This is a genomic window from Frankia sp. CcI49, from assembly GCF_001983215.1.
Taxonomy (GTDB): Bacteria; Actinomycetota; Actinomycetes; order Frankiales; family Frankiaceae; genus Parafrankia; species Parafrankia irregularis.
Genome location: NZ_MOWP01000070.1, coordinates 1 through 4,555, shown reverse-complemented (window position 1 = coordinate 4,555; position 4,555 = coordinate 1). Strand labels below are relative to the sequence as shown.

2 protein-coding genes are annotated in these 4,555 nt (G+C 73.9%); both read left to right on the top strand.

From position 1 onward, the window contains the following. Positions 1-12 precede the first annotated feature (12 nt). On the top strand, positions 13-3,834 hold the full coding sequence (locus CcI49_RS39365) for a type I polyketide synthase (RefSeq protein WP_076834839.1): 3,822 nt from the start codon (positions 13-15) through the stop codon (positions 3,832-3,834). Positions 3,835-3,890: 56 nt separating this feature from the next. Further along, the coding region (locus CcI49_RS39360) for a polyketide synthase (protein ID WP_198955765.1) at positions 3,891-4,555 on the top strand (665 nt) is incomplete at its 3' end.

Below are 4,555 nucleotides of genomic sequence, written 5' to 3'. Positions count from 1 at the left end.
GTGGATTGGTCGGTGGGGGGTGTGGAGGTGGTGCGGGAGTCGGTGGGGTGGCCTGAGGTGGGGGGTCGGGTGCGGCGGGCGGGGGTGTCGTCGTTCGGGATCAGTGGCACGAACGCACACGTCATCCTGGAGCAGGCCGGCCCTGACGCGGACTGGTCAGGCGCCCGGGACCTCCCGGCCCCCGGCGGGAGCCCGCACGACGGCACCGCCGCGACGGGGGTGCCTCCCACGGTCGTGCCCTGGCTGGTCTCCGCTCGGTCCGAGGATGCGCTGCGCGCCCAGGCCACCCGGCTGGCAGCATTCCTGCCCTCCGGCGTCCCGGCTCCGGAGACCGGGACCGCCTCGGGGCCGGCACAGCCTCTGGTGGACGTGGGCTACTCCCTGGCGACCGGTCGTGCCGCGCTGCCGTCCCGGGCCGCGGTGGTGGCCACCGACCTCGACGGCGCCACCGGCGGGCTGGCGGCGCTCGCCCGCGGTGAGTCCACACCGACGGTCGAGCGGGCGACGGTCAGCGCTCCGGGCCGCACGGCGCTGCTGTTCACCGGCCAGGGCTCGCAGCGGCCCGGGATGGGCCGTGAGCTCTACCGGCGGTTCCCGGTCTTCGCCGAGTGCTACGACCAGGTCCGCGCCCATCTCGACCCGCTGCTGGACAGCCCCCTCGACGACGTGGTCGACGACCCCGAGCGGCTCGACCGCACCGAGAACACGCAGCCCGCACTGTTCGCGCTGGAAGTGGCGCTGTACGGCCTGCTGCGGGCCTGGGGTGTCGCACCGGATGTCGTCGCCGGGCACTCCATCGGTGAGATCGCCGCCGCGCACGTCGCGGGAGTGCTCTCGCTGCCCGACGCCTGCGCCCTGGTGGCCGCGCGGGGGCGGCTGATGGCGGCCGCGCCGGGCGGGGCGATGCTCGCCGTCGAGGCGACCGAACGTGAGGTGCGTGCATGGCTGCGCGCCATCCCGCGCGGCGCCGCGGCCCCTGACATCGGCACCGCTGACGGCGGGGCGGCCGGTGACGCCGATGTGACCGGTGACGCCGATGTGACCGGTGACGTCGACGTGGCTGGTGACATCGACGTGGCCGCGGTGAACGGCCCCACCTCCGTCGTGCTTTCCGGGACGGTGGCCGCAGTGGCCGCGATGGCCGTGCTCGCGGACCGGGCCGGCCGGCGGACCCGCCGGCTCAGGGTCACCCACGCGTTCCACTCCCCGCTGATGGACGGCATGCTGGAGCCGTTCCGCAGAGTCGCCGAATCCCTGCGCTACCAGGCACCGACCGTTGCACTGGTCTCCACGGTGACCGGCCGGTCGGTGTCGGCCGCCGAGCTGTGCGGGGCCGACTACTGGGTCCGGCAGGCCCGCGCCGCGGTGCGTTTCGGTGACGCTGTCACCTGCCTGCGTGAGCGGGGCGTCACAACATTCCTTGAGCTCGGGCCGACTGGTGTCCTTTCCGCGATGGGGCGTGCGTGCGTCGCCGACGACGACGCCGTGTTCATCCCGACGCTGCGGGCGGACCGCTCCGAGGAGCACGCTCTGGTGACGGCGCTGAGCCGGGCGCATGTCCATGGCGTCGACATCGACTGGGCGTCGTTCTTCGCCGGGACGCGGGCCCGCCGGGTCGACCTGCCCACATACGCGTTCCAACGGCGTCGGTACTGGCTGGCGCCGTCCCCGGTCGTCGCCGACTCCGCCGACTCCGGCGGCCGCGCCGACGAGACCGCCGGGTCCGGCGCGGACGACCTCACCTACCGGATCGCCTGGACGCCGGTGACGGTCCCCACCGTGCCGGTGCTTTCGGGAACCTGGATCGTGGTGGTTCCCCCGCTTCCGGAAGCGGCCCGGCTGGCCGACGAGTGCGCTCAGGCGCTGGAGCTGCGCGGCGCCAGGGTGGTGCGACTCGCCGTGGACGGCTCCGACACCGACCGCGGGCGGCTCGCCGGCCGCCTCGCCGCCCTGACCGGAACGCACCAGCCGATCCTGGATGACATCCGGGGAGTGCTGTCCCTGGCGTCGATGGACACCACTGCGCTTGGGACGCATCCCGTTCTCCCGACAGGCATGGCGCTGACCGCGGCGTTGCTGCAGGCACTGGGTGATGTGGGGGTGACCGCCCCGCTGTGGTGCGCGACCAGTGGCGCGGTGTCGACAGGAGCCGGGGACCCACCGTCGGGCCAGGCGCAGGTGCTGGCGCAGGCGCAGGTCTGGGGGCTCGGCCGGGTCGCCGCGCTGGAGATGCCCGGGCGCTGGGGCGGTCTGGTGGACCTGCCGGGTGCGCTTGACCCGAGGGCGGCCGAGGGGCTGGCCGCGGTCCTCACCGGGATCTGCGGTGAGGACCAGGTGGCCTTGCGCCCGGCGGGCCTGTTCGCCCGGCGCATCATGCGCGCCCGGGGCGGCCCCGGAGCCATCACGGATGGCTCCCGGTGGCGTCCCCGCGGGACGGTTCTGATCACCGGGGGGACCGGTGCGCTGGGCTCGGAGGTCGCCCGCTGGTGTGCCACCGAGGGCGCCGAGCGCCTGCTGCTCACCAGCCGGCGGGGCCTGGCCGCACCCGGTGCCGCGGACCTGGCGGCGGAGCTCACCCGCCTCGGCGCCGAGGTCGTGGTGGCCGCCTGCGACGTCACCGACCGGGACGCGCTCGCCGAGATCATCGCCACGGTGCCGGCGGACCAGCCGCTGACCGCGGTCGTCCACGCGGCCGGTAGCGGTGACGGCGCGGTGCTGGAACGGACGACGCCGGCGGAGCTGGCCGCGGTCGTCGCGGCGAAGACGACCGGTGCCGCCCACCTCGACGATCTCCTGGCCGGGCAGCCGCTGGACGCCTTCGTGCTGTTCTCCTCCGTCGCCGGGATCTGGGGCAACCCCGGCCAGGGCGCCTACGCGGGGGCGAACGCCTGGCTGGACGCGCTGGCCGAGCGACGCGGGGCCCGGGGCCTGCCCGCGACCTCGGTGGCCTGGGGGCCCTGGGCCGGTGCGGGCATGGCCGACGACCCGCGGGTGCGGGAACGGACCGAGCGCCACGGCCTGCCGCCGCTGGCGCCCGAGGAGGCGCTGCGAGCGCTGGCGCAGGTCGTCGGCCGTGCCGAGCCCGGCGTTGTGGTGGCGCGGGTGGACTGGGAGCGCTTCGTCGCCGCCTTCCCACCAGACCGGACGACCCGTTTCGTGGACGAGATCCCGGCGGCCCGGGAGGCGGCCGCGCGCGGCCGGGACGGTCGTTCGCGGATCGCCGGGGCGGGGCCCGACGACCTGTTCGCAGCGGGGCTGCCCTCCGCCGAGCTCGCCAGTCCGCGGTCTGTCGGGCTGCGGGATCGCCTCGCGTCGGTGCCGGCGAGCGGCCGGCACCGTCTCCTGCTCGGCCTGGTGCGGTCCGAGGTCGCCGCGGTCCTCGGGCACGCCTCGCCGGACGACATCCCGGCGGACCGGGCCTTCACCGATCTCGGCTTCGACTCGCTGACCTCGGTGGAGACACGTAACCGCCTCGCCCAGGCGACGGGGGAGCAGCTCCCCGCGGTGGTCGTCTTCGACCATCCCACTCCCGACGCGCTCGCCCGGCACCTGCTCACACTGCTGAACCCCGAGGAGAGCGGCCTCGGGAAGAACGGCCCCGAGCCGATGCTCGCCACCCTCGACCGGCTGGAGGCCAGCATGCTGGCCAGCTCTCCGGACGAACAGGCGCGGGCCGCGCTGGAGACCCGGCTGCGGGCCATGCTGCGTACCCTGCGCGGCCAGGCACCGGCCGGAGGCGACGGACCCGCCGCCGACACGGCCACCGCGGATCTGGGCGTGGCGACCGACGAGGAGATGTTCGACCTCCTCGGCCGGGAGTTCGGCATCTCGTAAGCCTGGATCCGCCCATCCAGCTGTTCGTCCCCGCCAGAGACCAGGAGGAGTCCGACGTGTCGAACGAGGACCGGCTGCGCCATTTCCTGAAGCAGGCGACCACCGAGCTTCGGTCGGCGACCCAGCGGGTGCGCGAGCTGGAGGACTCCGCTCGCGAGCCGATTGCGATCGTGGGTATGGGGTGTCGTTTCCCGGGTGGTGTGTCGTCGCCGGCGGAGTTGTGGGATGTGGTGGTGCGGGGTGGGGATGTGGTGTCGGGTTTTCCGGTGGATCGTGGCTGGGATCTGGGTGCTCTTTTCAGTGCGGATCCGGGGGCGCAGGGTCGGAGTGATGTTCGGGTGGGTGGTTTCCTTTCGGATGTGGCGGGTTTCGACGCGGATTTCTTTGGGATTTCTCCGCGTGAGGCGTTGGCGATGGATCCGCAGCAGCGTCTGTTGTTGGAGGTGTCGTGGGAGGCGTTGGAGCATGCGGGTATTGATCCGACGTCGCTGCGCGGCACCGACACGGGTGTCTTCACCGGGCTGATCTACCAGGGATACGGCGTCGAGACGGTCGGTGCGCCCGAGAGCGTCGAGGGGTACCGGATCAGCGGCACCACCTCCAGCGTCGCCTCCGGTCGGGTGGCGTACACGCTGGGGTTGGAGGGGCCGGCGTTGACGGTGGATACGGCGTGTTCGTCGTCGTTGGTGGCGTTGCATGTGGCGGTGCGGTCGTTGCGGGT